The organism is Parapedobacter lycopersici (assembly GCF_024643285.1).
Classification (GTDB): domain Bacteria; phylum Bacteroidota; class Bacteroidia; order Sphingobacteriales; family Sphingobacteriaceae; genus Parapedobacter; species Parapedobacter lycopersici.
Genome location: NZ_JAMSLW010000005.1, coordinates 90,022 through 114,914, shown reverse-complemented (window position 1 = coordinate 114,914; position 24,893 = coordinate 90,022). Strand labels below are relative to the sequence as shown.

General features: G+C 50.5%; 14 protein-coding genes. All 14 read left to right on the top strand.

Going from position 1 to position 24,893, the window contains the following annotated elements; all coding sequences use genetic code 11:
• The first annotated feature begins 79 nt into the window (after positions 1–79).
• The 14 genes from NEV57_RS11545 (at position 80) to NEV57_RS11480 (ending at position 24,891) form a co-directional block, all read left to right on the top strand.
• A complete protein-coding gene (locus NEV57_RS11545; protein WP_257658482.1) occupies positions 80–3,562 on the top strand; it encodes a SusC/RagA family TonB-linked outer membrane protein in 3,483 nt (1,160 codons plus the stop codon).
• Between the two features lie 20 nt (positions 3,563–3,582).
• Positions 3,583–5,157 carry a SusD/RagB family nutrient-binding outer membrane lipoprotein gene (locus NEV57_RS11540; RefSeq protein ID WP_257658481.1) on the top strand — a complete coding sequence of 525 codons (1,575 nt, stop codon included), beginning with the start codon at positions 3,583–3,585 and terminating at the stop codon, positions 5,155–5,157.
• A 151-nt stretch (positions 5,158–5,308) separates the two neighbouring features.
• Positions 5,309–5,926 carry an RNA polymerase sigma factor gene (locus NEV57_RS11535; protein ID WP_257658480.1) on the top strand — a complete coding sequence of 206 codons (618 nt, stop codon included), beginning with the start codon at positions 5,309–5,311 and terminating at the stop codon, positions 5,924–5,926.
• A 127-nt stretch (positions 5,927–6,053) separates the two neighbouring features.
• Positions 6,054–7,220, top strand: a complete 1,167-nt coding sequence (locus tag NEV57_RS11530) for a FecR family protein (RefSeq protein ID WP_257658479.1) — start codon at positions 6,054–6,056, stop codon at positions 7,218–7,220.
• Between the two features lie 239 nt (positions 7,221–7,459).
• A complete protein-coding gene (locus NEV57_RS11525; protein WP_257658478.1) occupies positions 7,460–10,819 on the top strand; it encodes a SusC/RagA family TonB-linked outer membrane protein in 3,360 nt (1,119 codons plus the stop codon).
• A gap of 31 nt (positions 10,820–10,850) precedes the next feature.
• Positions 10,851–12,446 (top strand): SusD/RagB family nutrient-binding outer membrane lipoprotein, encoded by a 1,596-nt coding sequence (locus NEV57_RS11520; protein WP_257658477.1) that lies wholly within the window; start codon positions 10,851–10,853, stop codon positions 12,444–12,446.
• Between the two features lie 4 nt (positions 12,447–12,450).
• On the top strand, positions 12,451–14,496 hold the full coding sequence (locus NEV57_RS11515; protein ID WP_257658476.1) for a NosD domain-containing protein: 2,046 nt from the start codon (positions 12,451–12,453) through the stop codon (positions 14,494–14,496).
• 16 nt (positions 14,497–14,512) lie between these two features.
• Entirely contained in the window at positions 14,513–15,349 is an 837-nt protein-coding gene (locus NEV57_RS11510; protein WP_257658475.1) for a fumarylacetoacetate hydrolase family protein, read from the top strand.
• Between the two features lie 10 nt (positions 15,350–15,359).
• Positions 15,360–16,931, top strand: a complete 1,572-nt coding sequence (locus tag NEV57_RS11505) for an aldehyde dehydrogenase (NADP(+)) (RefSeq protein ID WP_257658474.1) — start codon at positions 15,360–15,362, stop codon at positions 16,929–16,931.
• A 36-nt stretch (positions 16,932–16,967) separates the two neighbouring features.
• Entirely contained in the window at positions 16,968–18,083 is a 1,116-nt protein-coding gene (locus NEV57_RS11500; protein ID WP_257658473.1) for a bile acid:sodium symporter family protein, read from the top strand.
• Positions 18,084–18,152: 69 nt separating this feature from the next.
• Positions 18,153–19,268 (top strand): lactonase family protein, encoded by a 1,116-nt coding sequence (locus tag NEV57_RS11495; RefSeq protein WP_257658472.1) that lies wholly within the window; start codon positions 18,153–18,155, stop codon positions 19,266–19,268.
• Positions 19,269–19,408: 140 nt separating this feature from the next.
• Positions 19,409–19,996: an RNA polymerase sigma factor gene (locus NEV57_RS11490; protein ID WP_257658471.1), complete on the top strand. Its 588-nt coding sequence runs from the start codon at positions 19,409–19,411 to the stop codon at positions 19,994–19,996.
• Positions 19,997–20,096: 100 nt separating this feature from the next.
• Positions 20,097–21,347 carry a FecR family protein gene (locus tag NEV57_RS11485; protein ID WP_257658470.1) on the top strand — a complete coding sequence of 417 codons (1,251 nt, stop codon included), beginning with the start codon at positions 20,097–20,099 and terminating at the stop codon, positions 21,345–21,347.
• A 130-nt stretch (positions 21,348–21,477) separates the two neighbouring features.
• Entirely contained in the window at positions 21,478–24,891 is a 3,414-nt protein-coding gene (locus tag NEV57_RS11480) for a SusC/RagA family TonB-linked outer membrane protein (protein ID WP_257658469.1), read from the top strand.
• The last annotated feature ends 2 nt before the right edge of the window (positions 24,892–24,893 follow it).

The following is a 24,893-nucleotide window of genomic DNA, read 5'->3' as shown; positions in this document are numbered from 1 at the left end:
GCAGCACCCCCGTGTACTAAGGCTAAGTGTTTCAACACGTTGTATTAACTCATTCAATTAACCTTAATTCAGTAAAAGTATGAATTACTTTTTATTTGGCAAAAGGCCGAAGCGGACTCCCCGTCTTCCGGCCGAAACCCGTTTTTGGGTAAAAACGATAAAAACCATCCCCTTTTTGCTGCTCGTACTGACCACCGCTGCCCAAGCCAATGTAGCGGCCCAAAAGGTGACAATTACGCTGGAAGACGCAAAAATCGAACGATTCTTTGAGGAGATCAGCAAACAGACCAATTACCGTTTTGTGTATAGCGACGACGTTGCGAAGCGGACGGCACCGGTAACCATCCGGGTTAACAACAGGGACGCGGAAAAGGTACTCCGCGACGCACTGGCAAACCGCAGGCTGCGGTATAAAGTGATCGCAGGGACCGTGTCGGTTGATCTCATTCCCGAATCGCCGGAAAGACCGGCTCCGCCGCTGGTATTGCAGCAGGATATCCGGATTACCGGTGTGGTTACCGATTCCGTGGGCACCCCGCTGCAGGGGGCCTCTGTCAACATCAGGGGTGGCGGCGGCAGTACCACTACGGATAATGAAGGCCGTTTCGGGATCAACGTCCGCGACAGAAATGCGGTGTTAATCGTGTCCTATATCGGATATATTTCGAAGGAGGTGCCCGTGGGGCAGGGCGGAACGTTGGCCGTTGTGTTGGCCAGCGATGCGTCAGAGCTGGGTGAGGTGGTTGTTACGGCACTCGGTATTACCCGTGAGCGCCGATCGCTGAGCTACTCCGTGACCCAGGTGCAGGGTGAAAGTTTTACACAGGCCCGCGACAATAACATTGCAAGCGCATTGACGGGTAAGATTGCGGGGGTGGATGCTACGCAGATTAACTCTGGCCCGGGTGGTTCCAGCCGGGTGGTGATCCGGGGCAACAACTCGTTGAGCGGATCGAACCCAAACCAACAGCCCCTGTATGTGGTAAATGGTTTGCCCATCAACAATAGTAATAACGGGGCCAGCCAAAATACAACCGGACTCAATATCGACCGCGGTGACGGGATATCGATGATCAACCCGGATGACATTGAGTCGATCTCGGTATTGAAGGGTGGTGCGGCAGCAGCACTGTACGGCAGCCAGGCGGCAAACGGGGTGATCCTGATTACTACTAAATCGGGTAAGGCTCAGCAGGGATTGGGTATTGAGTTTAACTCGGTTGCTACCATGGGGGTACCAAGTGAGTTTCCTAATTTCCAGAATCAGTACGGACAGGGGCAGAATGGCACGGTGCCTACAACGGTTGCTGAAGCACAGGCTTCCGGGCGGCTCTCTTATGGCCCAAAAGTAGATCCTTCCATTCAATACATGCAGGTTGATGGCAAAATGCACCCTTATGCACCGGTTTCGGTGAAGGAAAACATTAAGAATTTTTATCGGCCAAGTTCGGATATTACGAATACGATCGCGTTTAACGCCGGCACAGAGAAGTTTACGGGGCGGTTGTCATTATCCGACTTACGCTCGAACAGTATGCAGCCGAATTCTACATATGGGCGCCAAACGGCAAACTTGTCGATGATGACCAAACTGGGTAAAAATGATCTTTTCGTGATCCGTTCGGATGTGCAATATAACCTGGTAAAGGGCAAGAACCGTCCAACGGTGGGTTATGCTGAAATGAACGCGGCCTGGCCGATTTACCTGGTAGGCAATACGGTGGATATTCGCAATCTGGCCCCTGGATACGATCCTGAAACCGGAAAAGAATTAGCCTGGAACCCGGCTCCGGAGGCACCAAACCCGTATTTTATCGTGAACCGGATGGGAAACGCTGATAAAACGAGAAGGTACATTGCTTCGGCCAGTATCCAGATGAACCTGAGTCCGAATTTGTTCCTGTTGGGTAAGGCACAGCGCGACTTCCAATCGTATGAGCGGATGGACTATGTGCCGATTGGAAAGAATTCAACACCGTTTGGTGCCATGAATACCAGTAACGGTACGGAGCAGATTACGAACATTCAGGGAACCATTAACTACAATACCTCTTTCCTGAGTGATTTTAATGTGAGTGCAATGGCGGGCGCAAATATGGAACGGGCGGCGTTTATCCGGAACAACCTGAGCGGTCGGGATTTTGTTATTCCAAACTTCATTAGCTTGACAAACCTGAAAACGATTACCACGACGGCTACGGGTAATAATCCGTTCCACCGGGAAACGCGGACGGGAACGAACTCGTTGTTTGCATCGGCCGACTTTGACTGGCGGGGCGTGGTGTTCCTGTCGTTTACCGGACGGAATGATTGGTTCTCTACGCTAAACCCGGGAACGAACTCCATTTTTTATCCATCAGTGGGTAGTTCAGTGGTGCTTTCTGACCTGATTGAAATGCCTTCGGCCATCAGCTTCCTGAAACTTCGGGGATCCTGGGCACAGGTGGGTAGTGCTACGATTAATGCCGGACAGGTAAACCAGACGTATACCATCTCTACAAATAACGGCTACAACCTGCCTACGCAGATTGTTTCAGACAGGTTGCCAACGCCTGATCTGCGGCCGCTGACTGTGACTACATCAGAAGCAGGTTTTGAGACGCGGTTGTTCAACAATAGGCTTGGGCTTGATCTGACCTATTACAGCAAGGTAACCAGCAATGACATTGTGGGAGTTAATATTACTGCTGCAAGCGGGTTTACCGGAGGAAACGTGAACATTGGTAAAGTAACCAATAAAGGGATTGAGGCATTGTTAAACGGTACAGCGGTGCGTTCCGGATCCTTTAGCTGGGACATGACCTTAAACTACTCGTATAACTTGAGCAAAATTGTAGAATTGGCGCCTACGGTGGCGGAAATTTCATTGGGTAATGGTATTCAGGGTGCCCGTATTGTGAACCGCCCGGGCCTGCCTTATGGAACGGTAATGGTTATCCAGCCGAAACATACGGCAGACGGTACGCCGATTTACAACTCCATTAGCCATTTCCCGGAAGGGGAAGAGGTGGCCTACGGCGTAGGTAACCCGCCCCATACCATTGGTTTTAGCCACAACATCCGCTACAAGAATTTTTCATTGAATGTGTTGTTTGATGGTAAATTCGGTGCAGTTGGGTACAATAACCTGATGTTCTATGCGACCCGCTTTGGCTTGGCGCCGATGACGCTGGAGGGCCGTGACAACGGCTTGCAATTGACTGGTGTAGACGAAAATGGAGCACCATTTGATTACCTGTGGGAGCCGCAGAATATCCAGGCCTACTACAATCAGGTTGGGCGGGGCTATTCGGCACTCTTTACATATAATACGGATTTCGTTAAACTGCGTCGGGCAGTGCTGAACTACAGTATTCCGGTAGACAAGCTGAATTTGCCGTTGCAGTCGGCATCTATTGGTTTAGTGGCGAATAACCTGCTGATTCTTTATCGCGACAAGCGTGTGAAAGAAGCCGGCCTGGATCCGGAGTTTCAGGAGTCAACAGCCAATGCACAGGGTACAGGCGGTATTAACTTGCCGAGGACCAGGACATTTGGCCTCAATTTAATGATCAAATTCTAACGCACTTAATTTGTAACGCAATGAAGAATGTATTTTTCAAGACAAGCACAAAGGTCGCGTTGATGGCTACGGTTGCTTTGACGGCAGCGTGTAATCCGGATGAGCTGACCGATTTGAATATCGATCCGGATAAAGTTGATTATGTTATCCCTGAATATCTTTTTTCGCAGATTCAATTGAATATGCCGTATCAGAACGGCGGGCTACATGGCGGCATGCAGTATGTTTCTACGTATAAGGATGTGCCGGACATTGGCGGCAAGCAGTTTGATTACATTGGTGGTTTTGGGTTTGATATTTATTCCGAGCAGTTTAATGCCATTAAACAATGTATGGACGCTTTGACGGCTTCGGATGATGTAAACAAGATTGCGCTGCTGCGCATTGTCCGGGCATATGGGTACCATATTTTAACCGACGCAACCGGCGACGTTCCGTATTCGGAGGCTATGGGCGCACTGGATGGTGTGCTGGAGCCTAAATACGACACCCAGGAATTCATCTATAACGACATGTTGAAGGAGCTGGATGAGGCAGCAGCATCGTTGACGCCCAATATGCCAACATTCGGCGGGGCCGATGTGTTCTATGGAGGTGATACCGCGAAATGGAAAAAGTTTGCCTATACGTTGATGTTGCGTCTGGCCATGCGGCTTTCAAATGTAGATCCGGCAACGGCACAGACGTATGCCGTAAAGGCAATTGAGGGTGGGGTGATGACAGACATCGATGATATTGCATACCTTCAGTTTAGCGCAACAGCCACGAATCCGCGTGCACCTTTTGGAGAGTACCAGGCTACGCAGGATCCGGATAATGCGCAGGGCCGTAAGTTGGCCAGCACCCTGATTGATCAGTTCAAGGCTACGCATGATCCACGCATTTATGTACTTTCAGTAGTGTGGAAGCAGACGGAAGACGGCTATGTGCCCGATACAACGATGGCTGCTCAAAAAGGGATGGTGCCGGGATCTATTCTGGGTTATCCACCCGATTTCCCCACCTATTCAGAGTATTCACCCATCTGGTGGAACCGCGATTCCTCGCCGCTGATTATTCTGGGGCCTGCTGAAGCACAGCTTTTGGTAGCGGAAGCAGTATTGCGGGGCTGGTACAATGGTGTGACCGAGAAGGCAGCCTATGACCTTGCCGTAACGCGTGCAATGGAACAATGGGCGTTGTGGCCTACGGTGACTTCGCTGTCACCTAATGACAGCAATATTCCGGCAGAGCGCATTGCCCAATACCTGGAAACAGGCTATCCGTATAATGAAAGCGGAACCTTTGAGCAACGGCTGGAACAGATTTCCATACAAAAATGGCTGTCGCTCCTCGGAGATGATTATGAAGTGTGGGCCAATTGGAGGCGCACAGGATACCCGGCTTTCAACTTTAAAAACTGGGAAGGAAACCAACCCTACCCGGGCTCGGTAACCGGCGGGGAAATGTTTCGCAGGCTCCCTTATCCGGATGAACGGGCAACGAATAACGAAAATCAGCAGGAGGCACTGACAAGGCAGGGATTCCCATTGGACCCCAGCATTAAAGCGCAAAGTGATGCATTGCTGGGAAGGGTGTGGTGGGATAAGCCATAAATTCGTTTGCTGTTAAACAGTAACTGGCCAAGCGCCCCCGGTAAGGGGGCGCTTGTTTTTTAACGGGACTGCAATGCCTTTCCCAATGTATCAGCTCAACCTGTATTTGATATAATAATTCCAATTCCCTAACTTTGGGTTTACACTAACCATGTCCGAGCCTATATATCATAATCGGGAAGATGCGCTTTTGCATCGCTTGCGTGCTGGAGATGAGCGTGCTTTTGATTATTTTTTTCATCGGTTTTATCCATTAATACTGCTTTTTGCAGCACGTTTTCTGGCGCATGGCGATACCGCTGAAGAGGTGGTTCAGGATGTGTTTCACAAAGCGTGGGAAAGGCGGAAAGATTTTCCGGAAGTGCGGTCGTTGAAAGCCTTCCTGTATATCTCTGCAAAGAATGCTGCCCTAAACCAATTGAGCAAATCGCGGAACCGTTCCAAAAACCAGGATAAGTACGCACGGTTAGGTACGCAGGTCGATCAGCCGGTCATTGAAGAAATCATCCGGGCTGAAGTTTATTCGTCGCTGTCAGCGGCCATCTCCACCTTGCCTGAGCAATGCCAGAAAATCATCCGGTTGATTTTTGAGGAAGGGGAAAAGCCGGCCGAGATCGCGGAGCGGCTGAATATCTCCATCAGTACCATTAACAGCCAGAAAGCCCGCGGATTATCCCTGCTCCGGGAACGCCTGGCTGACAAAGACCTGGACCTGCTGATGTGGGCAATCGTAATGAGCTATCCGATCAGTGATCGCTTTTTGGGCTGAAACCGATACCGTCTTCAACTACCTAAAAAAAATCAAATTTCTTTTGGACAGAATGCCCATGTAACCGGTTTCTATAACAATACCGGGGAAAACCGTGATGCGGTTTGACCAAGCCAATTATAACGATATGGAAAACCAGCACGTAAATGAGGCTTTTCAGCTTGCTTCGCTCATTCGGAAGCATATTGAAGGGACGCTTAATGACAGCGAGCGGCAGCAGCTGGACACGTGGCTGGGTGCCGGCGCTGATAACCGTAAACTCTTTGAAAAGATGACGCGGGAAGGTGATTTTGACGCATATGAACAGTCATTTTTGAACGTAGATACCGTTGGCGCGCTCGAGCGTTTTAAAAGTCACTATCCATTGACCGACCGGCCAAATCGCAGGCTGCGGCCGCGGGTATGGCTGGCCGCCGCGGCCATTTTGGTATTCCTGTCCGCTGGTTTGGGCTGGTTTTATTTGATACCCCGTCAGGAAGCCGCACAATCATTAGCAAGCCGATATGGTGATGATATACCCGCTGGCGGTGACCGCGCGACGCTTACGTTATCGGATGGCCGGATTGTAGAATTAAATACCGATAAAGAAGGTGTCGTTATCGGAGATGACCTTACCTATAATGACGGTACTTCGCTGGTGGAAGTAAGCGGGAATAACAACGTGCAATCTCCTATTGAGCTGACGCTCACCACACCCCGCGGAGGCCAATATCAGACAACACTGTCAGATGGAACAAAAGTGTGGCTCAATGCGGGTTCATCGCTTAAGTACCCGTTGCATTTTTCAGGTGCGCAGCGAACGGTGGTTTTGGAAGGCGAGGCTTATTTTGATGTTTCACATAATGCAAAGCAGCCATTTATCGTACGTGTAAACGGCACACAAATCAGCGTGCTGGGAACACAGTTCAATGTGAATGCTTACAATGAGCTAACCACTACGCTGGTGGAGGGCTCGGTCAAGATAACCAATGCATCAGGCCAACAATTACTCAAGCCCGGTGAAGAGGCGCGGATAGGCCAAAACATCACCATACATCCGGCGGATATCGATAAGGTAATCGCATGGAAAGACGGTTATTTTTATTTCAAAAGTGATCATATTGAAGATATTATGGATCAGCTTGCCCGCTGGTACGATGTCGAGGTGAAGTACGACGGCCATTCCTTCGGGAAGCGATATAATGGCAGAATTCGCCGGGAGGTCAATTTATCAAAAGTACTGGACATGCTGACGTACCTCAGTGGCGCACAGTTCGCGGTATCGGGCCGACAGATAACTGTGACTTTTAACTAACCAATTACAAATTAAATTAGGACTGTATGAAACGAATCTATCCTTCTCCGACGTAAACGGCAGGCCGAATAAAAAACGGGAGTGTTGCAGCACCCCCGAAGGTTAAGGCTAACCGAATAATCTTGTTAAATCTCATTATTAAATTAACCTTATTCTACAAAAGTATGAATTACTTTTCTTTTGGCAAAGAACCGAAAACAACCCCCTGCCTTTCGGTTTTACAAAAAATAATGCTGACCATGAAAATCACTTTTTTTATGTTGTTGGTATTGGTAACCGCGGTACATGCCGAAGGCATAGCACAAAAAGTTACGCTTTCCCTGAAAAATGAAAAGATAGAACGGCTTTTCTCCGAAATCACCAAACAAACGGCCATTGAGTTTTTATATAGCGACGAGCTAATCGAAAAGGCCCAGCCGGTAAGTATTGAGGTGAAAAACGCGGAAGTAAGCGATGTGCTCCGACGGATCATGGACAAACAGCACATGACCTACAAAATTATTGAAAGTACCGTAATTGTCAATCTGTTGCCGAATGGTCCGCTGCTGAAAAAGAAACTGGAACCGCTTCCCGCCATCCAGGACGTCCGCATTACCGGTAGCGTAGTGGATGCCGATGGACGCCCATTACAGGGGGCTTCGGTTAATGTAAAAGGTAATGCCAGCGCGGGAACGCTGACCGATGCGGAAGGGCTATTTTCATTAACTGTCCCCAGCACAAATGTGACATTGCACATTTCGTATGTAGGTTATCAGTCCCGCGAAATTGCGCTTACAGGCAACACAAAAATCAATGTGGTGCTGGAGATGGAGGATGCCGAACTGGGTGAGGTCGTGGTGACGGCACTGGGTATTTCCCGCGAACGGAAATCCCTGAGTTATTCCGTTACGCAGCTGGGTGGTGAGGACCTGAACCAAGCCAGGGAGATTAATCTTGGAAACGCGTTAACCGGTCGCATTGCAGGGGTAAACGCCACCAGCACGGCCTCCGGTCCAGCAGGATCCAGCCGGGTGCTTATCCGGGGGAATGGGTCGCTGAGCGGCGATAACCAGCCGTTATATGTAGTGAACGGTGTGCCGATCAACAACGCCAACCAGGGGTCGGCCGGTACATATGGCGGCAGGGATATGGGAGACGGGTTGCTTAGTATAAATCCGGATGACATTGAAAGCATGTCCATACTGAAGGGAGGAACAGCGGCAGCACTTTATGGATCACGGGCGGCCAACGGGGTCATCCTGATTACCACCAAATCGGGCAAGGCGCAGGAGGGTTTGGGCGTAGAGTTTAACTCTTCGTACACCATGGAAGAACCGCTGACGTTTGCCAACTGGCAATACGAATACGGTTCAGGGACCCGGGGCCAGAAACCCGCAACACAGGGCGAGGCTGTTGCCAACGGCAGGACCTCCTGGGGTGGCAGGCTGGATGGTTCGATGGTCGTACAGCCCGATGGCGTTGAAAGACCCTACTTACCCCAAAAAAATAACATCAAGAACTTTTACAATACTGGAACCACGTTTACAAATACCCTGGCGCTGATCGGCGGAAGCGAGCAGGCAAATTTCCGTTTCTCTATGTCGGATATGAACAATGACGGGATCGTTCCTAATTCAGCGATCAACCGCAAGACCTTTAACCTAAACGCAAACGCTAATCTGGGAGGTAAGATTTTCTTCGAGGGAAATGCACAATACAATATCGAAGAAGCTAAAAACCGAACCTTTATTGCCGATTTTACCAATAATCCGAATGCATCGGTTGGTCTTGTTGGAACTAATATTGACGTGCGTACCCTGGCACCCGGCTACGACGAAAACGGCTATGAAACTCCCTGGAATGATTATGCCTATGTGGTAAACCCTTATTTTGCGGTCAACAAAATCAAGAATGGCGATGAACGTCGCCGGTTTATCGGATCATTCACCACGCGTTATAACTTCACTGATTTCCTCTATGCCCGGGCGAGGGTAGGGATCGACTATTTTAATATCGAGGATTACAACATCACCCCAACCGGAATTCTATATCGGGAAAGTGGGCAGATGACCGAAGGGAAAAATACCACGTATGAGACAAATGCCGAGTTGCTGCTGGGCTTTGAACGTACTTTTGGCGCTTTTTCGGTCAATGCGATTTTCGGGGGCAATCAAATGTATAATAACCTTTCATCCGTCGACCTGTCCAGCGGCCCGTTTAGTGTTCCGTTTCAATACTTTATCAGTAACGGCGCCAGCCAGACATTTTCCAAGAGCTTTAGCGAATTCGCTATTAATTCGTTATTCGCGTCCGCCGATATCGGATTTAATAATTACCTGTATTTAACCCTTACCGGAAGGCGGGATTGGTTCTCTACCCTGTCTCCGGAGAGTAACAGCCTGTTCTACCCATCGGTAGGACTGAGTTTCCTCCTTTCCGACGCTTGGTCTACGCGACCATCCTGGCTGAATTTTGCGAAAGTGCGGACCTCGTGGGCGCAGGTTGGCGGCGGCGCGCCCGATCCATACGGTTTAAACCTTCGTTATGTCGCCAATTCGGTTACCCATTTCGGCCAGCAGTTGATGAGCATCAGCGGAAATACAATTCCCAACGCACTGCAGCCCTATACATCGACCACAGCGGAAGCCGGTATAGAAACCTGGATGTTTAATAACCGGATCGGACTGGACGTAACGTTATATGACCGTACGACAACCAATGATATTGTCAGTGCATCAGTAGCCCGGGCGTCAGGGTATACCAATGTCAGGCTTAACATCGGCAAGATCCAGAACCGGGGTGTTGAGCTCCTCCTAACGGGCCGTCCCTTCCAGTCGCCCGAAGGATTTAACTGGAACATCAGCTATAACATGGCCTATAATAAAAACACGGTTGTGAAGATTGCGGATGGGTTAACCAGTTTAGTCGGTGCCCGGCCGCGGACTCAAAATGCGTATATCTATCATTACGAAGGCATGCCTTATGGCATGGTATCCGGATTCAAACCAAAACAGGACGAGAACGGAAATTTCGTATATAACAAAGACACCGGGCTGCCGATCCAAAGCGAGCTCATGAGCCTGGGCCGGGGCGTGCCCCCGCTGACCATGGGGATATCCAATGATTTTTCCTTTAAGAATTTCTCCCTGGGCTTTTTAATTGACGGGAAGTTCGGGTCGAAGATGTATGTGTCGACCGATGCGTACGGAACGTTTTATGGGTTGCATAAACAAACCGCGGAAAACGGTGTGCGGGAAAGTGGTGTAACCCTGGATGGCGTGGATCAAAACGGCGATCCATATCACCATACAATTACGGCTCAGGAATATTACCAGGGTGTCGCCTTTTCGATAACCGATTTCTTCGTGTCAGATGCGAGCTTCGTAAAACTTCGCCAAATCACCTTCGGGTATTCCCTCCCGCAGTCGCTGCTCGCAAGAACGCCGATCAAGGCGGCCAGCCTGTCTCTGGTTGCACGGAATCTGCTGCTGTTATACAGCGCCATGGATAATGTAGATCCCGAATCCAATTACAGCAGTGCCGGCGATTCACAGGGGCTCGAAAACCAGGGGGTACCTCCGGTCCGGAGTTTTGGACTGGATTTAAAGGTGCGGTTTTAAACATGGAATTCTTAATTAGACATTAATCATCATGAAATATATTAAGAAAAAATTCGCAGCCGTACTGACGGCAACATTAACGCTGCTCATACTCGTTTTATCGTGCGATAAAGGGTTTGAAGAAATGAATGAGGATCCAAATGCATATACCAGTCCAGTGTTGGGAAGCCTGTTTGCCGATGCCGTGATCAAGCATGCCTCAGCCAATGGACAGATCTCCGATCCCGATCTCATGGAAGCAGGCGCCTGGGTGCAATACCTGGCTTCGTTGACATTGTTTGAGTTTTACGGAGATAAATATTTGGAGCTCGCTGGAAACTACGAGCGGTTTTGGATACAGGCTTATTCATCTGAATTGCGGGCACCCGTGCAAATCCTGGAATTAACGAAGGACGATCCCGAACTGGTGAACTTAAATTCCATCACACGGATCTGGCGGGTTGAGGTAATCCATCGCATTACCGACATGTATGGGGATGTGCCTTATTTTGAGGCTGGACAGGGATATTTAGACGGGATTTATAAACCTAAGTATGATCCACAGTCGGCCATTTACGCGGATATGTTGAATGAGCTGGATGCTGCGGCCCAGGCCCTGGATCCGGCGAAGCCTTCCTTTGGAAATGCCGACTTTCTTTACGGCGGGAATGTGGAACAGTGGAAGCGGTTTGCCTATTCCCTGATGCTGCGGTTGGGTATGCGGTTAACTAAAGTGGATCCCGCAATGGCCGAAACCTGGGTTAAAAAAGCGATCGCGGGCGGTGTGATGCAAAGCAATGATGATGGTGCCCGGTTGCTGCATACCTCGGCATCCGCCACCAACTGGAATGTAAATACGCAATACCTGCAGCAAAAATTCATTCCGCTATCGGCGAAAGGGAGGACTTCTGTTAAAATCAATCAAACCTTTATTGATTATTTGGTCCAAACGGAGGACCCCAGGTTACCCTTTTACGCAACGTTATGGCAGGGAAATGCAGATATCTCGCAATTACCCGCTTATTCGGCACCGGAGCGGCAGCGGGGATTGCCCGGAGGCCAGGATAACAGCTCCATACGTACGATTATCCCGGCCTGGACGGATGAAATGCTCTCCGAATTTTCGGAATGGAATATCCATAAAGTAGGTCACCTGGATGCGCCCACGATCTTCCAGCATTATGCGGAGGTTGAATTTTTATTGGCCGAGGCAGCGTTGCGGGGTTGGGAGACCGCTGGTACGCCGCAGGAACATTATGAAAAGGGCGTCCGCGCATCCATTGAATTGCAGACCATATACCCCAATGCGATTGCCCTGGAGGAAGCTACTGCCGCGGCTGTTACCTATTTGGCCAACAACCCCTATACCGGAGGCAGCTTCGAACAACAGATGGAACAGATCCATACCCAGTTCTGGGTTGCGCAGTTTATGTGCAGTAACGTTGAGGCCTATTCAAATTGGCGGCGCACGGGCTATCCGGTACTTATTCCATATGACTACCCTGGAAACGCAACAGGAGGTACCATCCCGAGACGGGTACGTTATTCGGAAACGGACGCCAGTGTCAACACGGAGAATTACCAGGCCGCAGTGGCGGCACAGGGACCGGATTTTTTCACGACACGGATTTGGTGGGATAAAGAATAATAAAATGAACAAGATAGAACATCATATGGAAAGTAGCTGCATAACAGCCGTAAATTTTAATCCCACTGTAGATTGGTGGTCACATGGCCCGGCTCCCCGCCTGTCTCTTTTTTTGCTTGGTTTACTGCTTTGGATGTGCGTCTTTTCGACGAAGGCCACAGCCCAGGGCAATGCCACTGAAGTGGGCGAATTTATTGTAGAACCCCCCACATTAATCAATATGGGGTTTGAATGGGATTTCAAAGGAGATGAAAACCGGAATGCAAGTGTAAAAGTGGAGTACCGAGAAACAGGTACTTCCACATGGAAGCCCGCTTTACCGCTGCATCGAATGGGGGGAGAACGGGTGATCCGCGAAACGGAATACCTGGATTACAAAGTCCCCCCCAAGTTTGCGGGCAGCATACTGGATGTAAAGCCCGGCACCACTTACGAGTGCCGGTTTACCATGGAAGATGCCGATGGTGTCCGCGGCGAAGCGGTAAAAGTGGTTGAGGTAACGACGCGTACGGAGCCGAAGGCCGCTGAAGGCGGCCGGGTGCTGCATGTGTATCCAGCAAAATATACCGGAGAAAAAATAGAACCCTCATTTACCACCTTACAGGGTGCTTATTATGGCTCGGGCACTGGCGACTGGTCGATTGTCCGCGAGCGGACGGTCCAGCCTGGCGACATCATCGAAATCCACGCCGGTTTATATGAAGGTGAACGGCATAAGTATGTGAACCCCGAAGGAATCACCTTTGACGGCACCTATTTCCTGACGGCGAAGGGTACGGCGGAAAAACCCATCGTCATCCGCGCCGCCGGGGATGGTGAAGTGATTTTTGACGGAGCAGGGGCACATACGCTGTTTGATGTCTCTGCAACCGAACACCATATTTTTGAAGGCATTACCATCCGGAATGCCGGGACCGCATTCCATGCGGGGAACAAACACATGATCGGGGCCAAAAACCTGACCATCCGGAATTGCCGGATGGAAGATGTGGGGCAGGGTATCATATCGGAGTATGCGGGTTCCCGGGACTTTTATATTGCTGACAATGTGTTGATCGGGAAAGATGATCGCTATCGGTTACTCGGGTGGGCGAACTCCCGGAGCGTATACGGTGAAAATAAAATGTACAGTTACATTGGCATCAAAGTATACGGTTCGGGTCATGTGATCTGCCATAACGACGTGGCGTATTTCCATGACGGGATTACGGTTTCTACCTATGGTACCCCCGAGAACGAGCAGGAGCTGAAAGCGGTTTCCATTGATATATACAATAACGACATCCACCTGATGGCTGATGATTTCATTGAAACAGATGGAGGGGTGCATAATATCCGCGTGATGCGCAACCGGGGTGTTAACGCGGCGCAATGCGGGTTAAGCGCACAGCCCATGTTCGGTGGACCCGCCTATTTTGTCAGGAATATTGTTTATAACGTACCAACGGGCTGTGCATTAAAGTTCATGTCCAAGCCGGTTGGCCTGTATGTCCTGCATAATACGTTTATCAGTGAGAATACCAATTCCCAAACCTATTCAAATGCCCATTATCGGAATAACTTGTTTATTGGAACGGGAACACCCGGCCGCCCGGTCGCGGTGTTCCCTTTTGCAACAGCTTATTCGACGTCAGATTATAACGGATATCGTCCGAACGGATTAGACAGCAATTATCGGTGGGTGGCCCCTCCGGGAAATGAGCTGATGAACTATGCCATTACCGTACGTGAAAATGGAAAGTCGTTTGATCACCTGAAAGAGCTGACGGCAGCTACCGGCCTGGAGACGCACGGCATCGAAGTGAACACGGATATTTTTGAAAACCTAAGCGTCCCGGATCCTGATAAACGGGGATTTATTTACCACGCGGTTGACCTTGATTTTAAATTGAAGCCGGGGGGTAAAGCAGTAGACGCGGGCGTACCCCTGCCGACAATCAATGATAATTTCACGGGTAGCGCGCCCGACCTGGGTGCGCTGGAAGTGGGGCAGGAGGAACCAATATACGGCCCGAGAGGCCCTGTTTATAACCGCCCCTTTTATAGGTGATTTAGATCAGATAATCATGAAGTTATATAAAATAAAGGACGGTATTTTAATAGCGCACGACGGCGGTTATTACCGCATAGAAAGGGCCAACTGGGATAGCTTGGTGAATCGTAATCACCTTTTTGACTACCTGTCGGGTCACTTGGAAAAATTCCAGCGGCTGGAGGAAGATCACGCCGCCAACCTGTTGCAAGGTAAATTGTTGCCACCGATAGCCCGCCAGGAAGTGTGGGCGTCGGGGGTAACTTATTTCAGGAGCCGCGAAGCCCGGATTGAGGAATCGCAGGGTGGAGGGTATTTTTATGACCGGGTATACGAAGCAGAACGGCCGGAGCTTTTTTTCAAAGCAACGGCCCAACGTACCGTGGGCGCGAATGGTGTCGTCCGCATCCGGAAAGATTCGTCGTGGGATGTTCCCGAACCCGAACTCACGCTTTTTATTAACAAACAGGGACTGATCCAGGGATATACCATAGGCAATGATATGAGTTCCAGGGCAATTGAAGCTGAAAACCCACTTTACCTGCCACAGGCCAAGGTTTATGAAGGATGTGCCGGTCTGGGCCCCTGCCTGTACGTCAGCAAAACGCCGCTCGCTGCGGATACGAAGATCGAGTTGGAAATCTTACGTGACGGCACCCGAATTTTTACAAATACGGTGGGCATTGATAAAATGAAACGCAGTCAGGAAGAACTGGCGTCCTTTCTGTTCCGGGAATGCGCGTTTCCCTACGGATGCTATCTCATGACGGGTACGGGTATCGTGCCTCCCGATGAATTTACCCTGCAAAGCAACGATGAGATCCGCATTACCATTGAGCCAATTGGAACATTGGTGAATTATGTAGCCTAATGATCAAAAGATGAAAACGACCAACGACACCGAAAACCTGTTTTACGCGATTAACCCGGCCACCGGTGAAGCATTGCCCGGTGGCTTCCGCGAACATACGGCTGCCGAAATTGACGCCGCTGTGCAGGAGGCTGAACAGGCATTTGAAATATTCCGGAGGGAGCCCCCCCAGCGGAAGGTTGCGCTTCTGCGACGGATTGGTGAAGAGCTGGAGGCCAATAGAGCCGCACTGGTGGCGGTGTGTACAACCGAAACAGCCCTGCCGCTCCCCCGCCTCCATGGTGAGCTTACCCGCACGATCAACCAGCTCAACCTGTTTGCCGGGCTGGTTGAGGAGGGGTCCTGGGTGGGGGCACGGATCGACCGCGCCCAGCCGCAAAGACAGCCCGCGCCGAAGCCGGATCTGCGTCAGTGGCAGATCCCACTTGGGGTGGTGTGTGTATTTGGCGCCAGCAATTTTCCGTTCGCCTTTTCGGTAGCGGGAGGCGATACCGCTTCCGCACTGGCCGCGGGCTGCCCGGTAGTGGTCAAAGGCCATCCCGCACATCCCGGCACCTCGGCGCTGGTAGGACAAGCAATCGATCGGGCTGTGCAGGCAGTGGAAATGCCGAAAGGTGTTTTTAGCCTGATCCAGGGACATTCAACTGATGTGGGGATGGCCATGGTAATGCACCCGCTCGTAAAGGCTGTTGGCTTTACGGGATCAACGGGAGGCGGAAAGGCAATTTTCGCCGCTGCCAGCTCCCGTCCGGAGCCCATTCCGGTTTATGCGGAAATGGGAAGTACGAATCCGGTGTTCATTTTACCCGGTGCCATTAAAGAAAAATCGGAACAAATCGCACAGGGGCTCGTTTCGTCCATTACGCTGGGTACCGGACAGTTCTGCACGAATCCCGGGATGGTACTGGCACTGGACAGCCCGGAAACGGCCCGCTTCATCGGTGAAATAGCCGGCACGCTTGAAAAAAATGCAACGACGCCGGGAATCATGTTAACGCCAGCTATACAGCAGGCCTATAACGACGGGGTCCTCCGGATGCAACAGGTCAAGGGAGTAAGTAAAATAGCCGGGGGAGTTTCACGGAATGCGCCCTGTGAAGGCATTGCTTACCTGATGCAGGCCTCCGCAGCTACGCTCCTTCGCCATCCGGCGCTTGCCGAAGAGGTATTCGGCCCGTCCAGCCTGTTGGTAACGGCAGAAGACAAAGCGCAGCTTTATCAGGTGGCTGAACGCCTGGAAGGGCATTTAACAGCAACAGTGCATGCCACACCCGCAGACTTGGAAGAATATGGCGAATTGGTGAAAATACTGGAGCGCAAGGTCGGACGGCTGTTGTTTAACGGATTTCCCACCGGAGTGGAGGTTAGCCCTGCCATGGTACATGGGGGGCCGTTTCCGGCAACCACCGACTCGCGGTCCACGTCCGTCGGAACGGGTGCTATCTATCGGTTTACGCGGCCAGTATGCTATCAGGATTTCCCGGAGAACGCGCTTCCGGATGCGCTTAAAGATGAAAATCCATTGGGTATCTGGCGGCTTATTGACGGGGCATTCACCAAGGACAGGGTATCGGCAGTTTAACGAAATACAGCACCTTCTATTCTTACGTATTAACTTATGAATACCAGTTATTTTTACAAAGCAACCCTTTCCATTGCGGCGGCCAGCCTGCTGGCAGCGCTCATTACGCTTGCGTTGAAGGGCATCGCGGCTACCGGACCGTTTGTCGTCCTGTTTTTTTTAGCACTGGCCATCGGAATACGGCAGTTTTCATTCCTCAGGGGCTATTCCTATACGGTTACCATTTTTGCGGCAGTAGCTACCGCATTGTATTATCCCGACTATTTCGTACAGATCGGTGATTTCAGGTTTGCGGTATTGATTACACCCTTGATCCAGCTGATTATGTTCGGCATGGGCACGTCCATGGGAATCAAGGATTTCGCAGGTGTTGTCCGGAATCCCAAGGGCGTGTTTATTGGGGTGGTCAGTCATTTCATTATTATGCCGCTTGTGGGTTTCGGACTGGCTAACCTGAGTGGTTTCTCTGCTGAAATTGCCGCCGGAATCATTCTGATCGGCTGCTCACCCAATGGCATGGCCTCGAACGTGATTTCCTATTTAGCCAAAGCTAACCTGGCATTGTCCATTACCATTACCGCTGTTTCCACCATGCTTGCCCCGCTTATCACCCCGCTGTTAATGAAACTTTTGGCCGGTGCATTTATTGAAATTGACGTGCTGGACATGATGTGGGACATCAGCAAAATGGTGATTTTGCCTATTGGTGCAGGTATCGTGTTCAATAAGTTCTTCCATGGAAAGGTGAAATGGCTGGATGATGCAATGCCCCTGGTATCCATGTTTGGTATCGCATTCATTATCGTTATTATTACGGCGGCGGGCCGGAATGATCTTCTCGACATCGGGGGGCTGCTGATTCTGATCGTGCTGGTCCATAACCTGACGGGCTATACCCTGGGATACTGGACCGGGCGGTTATGCCGGATGGATGAGCGTGATTGCCGGACAATAGCAATTGAAGTGGGTATGCAAAACGGTGGCCTGGCGTCGGGTCTTGCCAAGGAGATGGGAAAAATGGCTACAGTCGGCCTGGCTCCGGCTATATTTTCGTCTTTAATGAATATTACCGGCTCATTACTGGCGTCGTACTGGCATCGTAAACCAATTGTAGAACAACACACTGAAAAGCAGCCGCTGGCAGAAACTTAGTAACAAGGGTAATACGATGACATATCAAATAAATTCCCAATATTTGGATTGTCATATAATCCAACTATTATGAAAGCATTTACTTCCTTGCTGCTGCTGTTTGCCTGCCTGCCTTTTGGCCTATTCGCACAGCATGTTAACTTATTAGTAGGCACTTATACCAATACCGGTAAAAGTGAAGGTGTTTACGTTTATGATTTTAATACGGAAACGGGTGAGGCCACACAGCGGAGTGTTGCCAAGGCCATCAGTCCTTCTTTTTTAACAATCAGTGCAGATCGGGCGCATGTCTATGCCGTAACACAGACCGAAGACCGGAAGGGAGCGGTAAATGCCTATGCGTTTGATGAGGCAACGGGGCAGCTGACGTTGCTGAACCAGCAGCCGGTGCAGGCGAACGGGCCATGCCACATCACCATCGATAGCGGGGGCAGGTATGTAATCGTAGCGAATTATTCCGATGGCAAAGTCAGCGTGCTTCCGGTTGAAGAAGACGGCAGTTTAGGTCCCCTTGCCCAGTTGATCCAGCATGAAGGAAGCGGGCCTAATACCGACCGGCAGCAGAGCCCCCATGTGCACTCCGCATTTTTCAGTGCCGACGAAAAGCAAGTATATGTGCAGGACCTGGGCACGGACAAGATTAATATTTATGACTTCCATCCCGAAAACGCAACCAGTCCGCTGGCAGCGGCCACACAGCCGTTTGTTAAAAGTTCACCCGGCGGCGGCCCACGACATGCCGCCGTTTCCAAGGATGGAAAATACGTATACCTGGTTGAAGAGATGCTGGCAAATGTCAGGGTGTATGCCAAGAAAGACGGGCAGCTGACATCGGTTCAGGTCATCTCCGTAAATGAAGACGGATATGCGGGAACTAACGGTGCGGCAGATATTAAGTTATCGCCGGACGGTAAGTTTCTGTATGCCTCCAACCGCGGCGATGCCCATACACTGGCCATTTACCGGGTGGATGCTACCGACGGCACGTTGACAAAAGTCGGGAACCAGTCGACATTGGGGAAACGGCCCCGCAACTTTACGATCTCGCCGGACGGCAGGTACCTGCTTGCGGCCAACCAGGAGACAGACGATGTGGTGATCTTCGCCCGTAACCCGGATAGCGGACTATTGACAGATACCGGCCACCGCATCAACGTGGGCGCTCCGGTTTGCCTTGTATTTTAGTGGCCGCCGGGTAGCTGACCCTCCTTTCGGTTTGATGCGGTCCGGCAGCTTGCGTATTTTGGAAAGTTGGAAATTTTGCGTTAGGTTTGTTACACGCAATAATAACAACTAACTAATTTAAGCGCTCGCAACCCTAAGTCATGCCGTTAAAGATTGAAGTAGCTGCCGAGGTCGTCGCCAACTTAAAGGAAGGAGACGAAGCTGTATTCCGTGCAGTATATGACCAGTTGCACAAGCGCATTTACCACATGCTGTTTCTATTGGCCAAGGACCATGAACAGGCGGAGGAATTACTGCAGGAAACATTTGTGAGTCTGTGGCTCAACCGCAGCAAGCTGATCCCTTCACAACCCTTATACCCCTACGTTTACCTGACCGCGCGGCGACTGGCCATTGATCATTTCCGAAGAAAAATGACCGAGGCCGAAGCGAAGCGCTACCTAACCAACCACCTGACGGAATCGTCCGATGAAACAGAGCATATGGTAAACGCCGCAGACCTGCATCGGTTTACCGAAGAGGCAATTAAAAAATTGCCCAAGCAACAGCAGACAGTTTTCATTTTGAGCAGGAATGAAGGCTTGTCCTATGATGAGATTGCCGAGCGCATGCAGATTTCCAGAAACACGGTCAAAAATCACCTGGTTAATGCGTTAAAGGCCCTGAAAATACACTTTGTAAAAAATAACATCACCTACCTGTATTTCCTGATTTTTATCAGTTACTGATAAAATAAAAAAAAGTGATGCCCCACTAGTCCTCCGGCACGCCTCATCCGTTTATTATAGTAGAACTAACTCAATTATAAACGGTCCCAAACACCAGGGCATGGAGATAAACAACGAACGGTTACGATACCTGTTGCATGCGTATGTCAATAATCGCATACGGAGCGATGAGTTTCAGGAGCTGAAATCTTACGTTGCAAAACAAGGGGATGAAACGGATTTATACCAGGCTGTAGATGACCTTTGGACGGAACTGGACGTTGACCAGCCCCTGCCGATCCGCAGCGACCATGTTTTCCGGAAGATACTGAACGATCCGCGGATCCTGGCAGATCGGGAACAACAGGAAGCCACACGGAAAAACCTACGGATTAAACGCTATTGGTATTCGGTGGCCGGCATCGCCGCCTCGATTTGTATTGTTTTTCTGCTGGCCCCATACGTTGAGTTTGGAACCGATGAACAGTCGGGGGAAATGGCTGCACAGACACACATGGAGGCGGCGATTCACCCGGGCGGTCAAAAAGCGATGCTCACCTTGGCCGACGGCCGCACGATTAGCCTAGGTGAAGTAGGGGATGGCGCGCTCGCAGAACAGGCCGGCTTCCGGATTGTAAAGACGGAAGACGGGCAGCTTTTCTATGAGCCGATCACCGCGGTCACGGGTGATATGGAAGCCATGTACAATACCGTAAATACACCCAAAGGGGGAGAATATCAGCTGGCGTTGCCGGATGGCAGCAGGGTATGGCTTAACGCGATGTCATCGCTGCGTTACCCGGTCCGTTTTACGGGTGATGAGCGGCAGGTGGAACTCACGGGAGAAGCCTACTTCGAAGTCAGCGGTTTTACCAGGGGCGGCCGCCGGCTCCCTTTTATTGTAAAGACAGTTGACCAGGCGGTTGAGGTTTTGGGGACCCATTTTAACATCAAGGCTTATCCCGGGGAGAACGCCACCAAAACCACACTGCTTGAAGGAAAGGTCCGCGTTTCCATCCCGCAAAAAGCAGGCAGCAATACAACGGTTGCTAACGTGCTTTCTCCGAATCAGCAGGCAACCGTAAAACATGGGAGCCGCCTTATTTCAGTGGTCCCGGTCGACCCGGCAAATGCGATCGCATGGAAAAACGGCAATTTTGCCTTTCATAACAGTGACATGGTTGAAGTAATGAATACAATCGCACGGTGGTATGACGTAGACGTGGAGTATGAAGAAGAGGCGGTAAAGCACAAGCGTTTCGGCGGAACCATTTCAAGGTTTGAAAGCTTTGAAAAATTATTAAAAACGATTGAGCTGACGGGAACAGTGAAGTTCAAAATCGAAGGAAGGAGGGTGATTGTGATGACATAGCGACTGCAACAGCTGGCTTTGTTGTCAAAAAAAGAATCAGGAGCGGTCGCAACGCCCCTGATTAAATGACAATGAAGCCATTAGGATTAAAAAACGGATTTGGAAACCAATTTTTATAAACCCAATTCAAATGTATAAAAAATTTATTATACAAGGTTATCACCATATCATACATGCGATTTCCAAGTATAGCCTTGCCATGAAATTATCCTGCGTACTCCTATTGGTCAGTGCTTTACAAGTAAGTGCATATTCTTACATGTATGCGCAGGATATTAGCCTTCGAAAAAAGCACGCCTCACTGGAGGATGTATTAACAGACATTAAAAAGCAGAGCGGTTACCACGTTTTCTATGATGTGGGCATGATCCGCAGGGCGCAACCCATTACCATCGATGTGCGCAACGTAACACTGGATGAAGCGCTGAAAAAAAGCCTTTCAGGACAGGGGCTGAGCTATAAGATTGTCGATAAGAATATCATCATTACGTTAATCAACCGGCCTGCCAAAGCAGCGGAAAAACAGCCACCATTACAGGAATTTATCATTAACGGTCGCGTTGCCAGCGCCGCGGGAAATCCGTTGGAGGGGGTTACCGTGCGTGTTAAGGACACCCAGGTGGCGACAACAACGGATGCCGCAGGCAATTACCGGATCGAATTGACGCAAAACCGTGCGACACTTACCTTCTCTTTACTGGGGTATTCGTCGGTTGAGCAGACGGGCAATGCCGGTACGACGTTAAACGTGGTGCTGCAGGAGTCGGTCAGTGAGCTGGGCGAAGTCGTTGTAACAGCCCTGGGGATATCGCGCGAAAAAAAATCACTGAGTTATGCTACGCAAAGTGCCGATGCGGAAAAGCTGAGCCAGGCCCGGACACCAAACCTGGTTGACGGACTCAGCGGTAAAATTGCCGGCTTGACCATTACCAGCTCCGGTGCCGGCGTCGGTGCATCCTCCAAAGTCTTATTGCGGGGCAACCGGTCGATCAGCGGCAGCAGCCAGCCGCTATATGTCGTTGACGGTATTACGTTAAACGGGGATATTGCCAACTTGAGTCCGGATGACATCGAGTCCATCTCCGTACTGAAAGGGGCCAATGCGGCGGCGCTTTATGGCAGCCGCGCAAACAACGGGGCAATCATTGTTACCACCAAGTCCGGAAAAGGCGCACCACAGGGAGTGAGCACCAACCTGGGCTTCAATTTTATGGCAAATACCCCCATTATCTTAATGAAATTCCAGAACGAATACGGTCAGGGTGCCAACGGTATCTATTCGGAAAATGCGGTTACTTCCTGGGGCCCCAGGTTTGATGGAAGCCCGGTAAAGCACTGGTCAAATGACCCCGGCTATATTGCCAATCAGCTAAACGGCAGCGAGACCTATCCTTACGCTGCGCAGCCGGACAACATCAAGGACTTTTTCCAGACAGGCCGGAGCTTCGCAACCAACCTGTCGGTTAATATCAACTCCGAAAAGTCCAATACGTTTCTCAGCTATACCCATACCGATGCCACGGGAATTGTGGACGGTAATGACCTGCAGAGCCATAACCTCAGCATCCGGACAACCGCGTCGTTAAGCGACCGGTTAAAACTGGATTCCCGCGTTAACTACATCCGGCAACAGTTCGACAATGTGCTGTTTACCGGGGAAAGCTTTAACAACCCGATGCGGTATTTGTACCAGATCCCGCGGAACATCCGTACGCAGGATATCCAGCATTATCAGTTTGTGAACAGCGCCGGACAAACGCGGCAGCATTTTTACAGTCCCGGATTCAACGGTGCCGGAAACCCCTACTGGACGCAGCACAACGTGCTGAACCCTAAGCTGGAGGAACGCTTGCTGGGTATGTTAAGCCTGCACTATCAGCTGACGGATGATTTATCCATTTTAGGCCGTTCGGCCATTGACCGCACGAATGCAGCTGCCGAAACCAAGCTGGCAAACGATACCTACGTAACGGCAAACCGGGGCTCGTATGCACGCAATAATTCCAACGCATACGAATGGAATACCGATGCCTTGCTGAACTACCATAAGGCGTTGTCCCCGAGTTTTACCCTGGATCTGAACGTTGGTGCAAACCACCGGGTGTTTAAATCCGATGCACTCGGTGCCTCCGGAGTCAACTTCCAGATAGAAAACCTGTTCGCGCTGGGAAACACACAGGATCCGCGGCCCATCGACACCTATTATCGGCATAAAGAAGTACAGTCTGTGTACGCCTTTGGTGAACTCTCCTACAAAAATGCACTGTTCCTGAACCTTACCGGCAGGAACGACTGGAGTTCCACGCTTCCGGCCGATAACCGGTCGTATTTCTACCCTTCAGTGGGTTTAACCGCGGTTATCAGTGAACTGGCAACCCTCCCGGATGCGATTGATTACCTCAAGCTGAGGGGTTCATATGCCGAGGTGGGCAACGATACCGACCCTTATATGCTCGACAGGCTGGCCACCATAAACAAGGGTACGGTTTCGCTTAACCCAACATTACCCAATGCCGATCTGAAACCGGAGTCGACCCGCTCAACCGAGATCGGTTTGGAGGCGACCTTGTTAAATAACCGGCTGCGGTTTGATGTTACCTACTATAAGACCAATACGTTTGACCAGCTGTTTGCCTCTCCGGTTCCTGTCGGGTCGGGCGTGGCCAGTGTGTTTCAAAACGGTGCCGATGTGCAGAACAGCGGTGTGGAGATGGCACTTGGAGGGACAGTCATATCGCGGGATGCCTTTTCATGGGACATCAATGTCAACTTTTCCAAAAACAGGAGCAAGATCCTCGAAATTGCGGAAGGATTTGATGTCTTAAACCAGGCGGATGATTACATCAGAACCTACAAGCTCATCAAAGGAGAACCGTTTGGCGCGGTCTATTCAAGGGGATATGTGCGTGATGGACAGGGAAGGGTTATTGTGGATGCCAACGGGCTGCCCAAAATCACAACGGGAAAAGACGTGTTGGTAGCCAATTATAATCCGGACTGGCTGTCAGGTATCAGCAATACCTTCAGGTACAAAGATTTCACCCTGAGTGCCCTGGTTGACATCCGGCAGGGCGGATCGCTGATTTCATTTACCGAGGCGATCGAATCCGGTATCGGCGTACTGGATTATACCGCACAGGGCCGGGACGGTTCGCTGGTATTCGGTGAAAACATATTTGACGAAGAAACCGCGGTCACCGAATCCGGTGATCCCAATACCATACAGGTGTCTTCGGAGGACTTATGGAACCACCTGGGTGGCGTCGGTGCCCCCTCGGGGGAAGCCTTCGTGCGCGACGCATCGAATATCCGGCTGCGTGAGCTGATCTTCGGCTATACCCTGCCGCAGCGCCTGCTCGGGAAAACATTCGTTAAGTCGGCCCGGCTTTCGGTGGTTGGCAGAAACCTCTTTTTTATATCGAACAAGGCGAAATATGTGGACCCTGAAATCATGACGGATATCTCAAACAATTCAGAGGGAAGGGAAGCCTTGTCGTTGCCAACCACCCGGTCGTTTGGCGTATCCCTTAATTTCGGATTTTAAAC

Coding starts and splice junctions, on each gene's coding strand:
- NEV57_RS11510 (WP_257658475.1), top strand. CDS start 14,513: ATGAAGTTATATAAAATAAAGGACGGTATTTTAATAGCGCACGACGGC.
- NEV57_RS11520 (WP_257658477.1), top strand. CDS start 10,851: ATGAAATATATTAAGAAAAAATTCGCAGCCGTACTGACGGCAACATTA.
- NEV57_RS11540 (WP_257658481.1), top strand. CDS start 3,583: ATGAAGAATGTATTTTTCAAGACAAGCACAAAGGTCGCGTTGATGGCT.
- NEV57_RS11480 (WP_257658469.1), top strand. CDS start 21,478: ATGTATAAAAAATTTATTATACAAGGTTATCACCATATCATACATGCG.
- NEV57_RS11525 (WP_257658478.1), top strand. CDS start 7,460: ATGAAAATCACTTTTTTTATGTTGTTGGTATTGGTAACCGCGGTACAT.
- NEV57_RS11495 (WP_257658472.1), top strand. CDS start 18,153: ATGAAAGCATTTACTTCCTTGCTGCTGCTGTTTGCCTGCCTGCCTTTT.
- NEV57_RS11545 (WP_257658482.1), top strand. CDS start 80: ATGAATTACTTTTTATTTGGCAAAAGGCCGAAGCGGACTCCCCGTCTT.
- NEV57_RS11535 (WP_257658480.1), top strand. CDS start 5,309: ATGTCCGAGCCTATATATCATAATCGGGAAGATGCGCTTTTGCATCGC.
- NEV57_RS11490 (WP_257658471.1), top strand. CDS start 19,409: ATGCCGTTAAAGATTGAAGTAGCTGCCGAGGTCGTCGCCAACTTAAAG.
- NEV57_RS11505 (WP_257658474.1), top strand. CDS start 15,360: ATGAAAACGACCAACGACACCGAAAACCTGTTTTACGCGATTAACCCG.
- NEV57_RS11500 (WP_257658473.1), top strand. CDS start 16,968: ATGAATACCAGTTATTTTTACAAAGCAACCCTTTCCATTGCGGCGGCC.
- NEV57_RS11485 (WP_257658470.1), top strand. CDS start 20,097: ATGGAGATAAACAACGAACGGTTACGATACCTGTTGCATGCGTATGTC.
- NEV57_RS11515 (WP_257658476.1), top strand. CDS start 12,451: ATGAACAAGATAGAACATCATATGGAAAGTAGCTGCATAACAGCCGTA.
- NEV57_RS11530 (WP_257658479.1), top strand. CDS start 6,054: ATGGAAAACCAGCACGTAAATGAGGCTTTTCAGCTTGCTTCGCTCATT.